The following is a 534-nucleotide window of genomic DNA, read 5'->3' on the forward strand; positions in this document are numbered from 1 at the left end:
GGTTTTGAAAACATTCGCCAGTTAGTCAGTTTTGCAGGCTATGATGTGGTTGAGAACCACGGGGGCGCCCGTGCGCTCGGGGAGACGAGTAGGAAAAACAAGAATCTCAAAAAAGGGTAATAGCCGAATTAGACGTATTTTACACCTACCTGCATTCAATGCAGTACGATTTGGAGAGCCTACCTGTCAAGCCCTTTTTGAGCGAGTATTTGAACGCAGCCAAATCAAGATGAAAGGCTATGTTGCAGTCCAAAAAAAGTTGCTTACACTTTGCTATGCCATCTGGAAAAATGACACTCAATATGACCCAAAATACAATTCCAACAATGTCAAAGAACAAGAAAATATGGACAAAAAAATAGTCCCGACAAGCGGGACTACACAGGATATAGCTGCCTAAAACAGCTCTTCCAATTCAGTCCCAAAATTATAAAAAAAATCTTAACTCAAAACTTGCATTTTAAGACAGTACCAGCGGTCAAATTCAAGATAACAGAAGGCGATTTCCACCTGTGGCAACAAATCTTTGACCCA

Annotated in this window: 1 protein-coding gene; it reads left to right on the forward strand. The window is 41.2% G+C overall.

Annotated features, from left to right (window positions below):
* The first annotated feature begins 43 nt into the window (after positions 1 to 43).
* Positions 44 to 400 (forward strand): transposase, encoded by a 357-nt coding sequence (locus AC23P2_RS31195; RefSeq protein WP_487776807.1) that lies wholly within the window; start codon positions 44 to 46, stop codon positions 398 to 400.
* Positions 401 to 534: the final 134 nt, after the last annotated feature.

The sequence above is a fragment of the Runella sp. R0.1_18 genome (assembly GCF_057652155.1).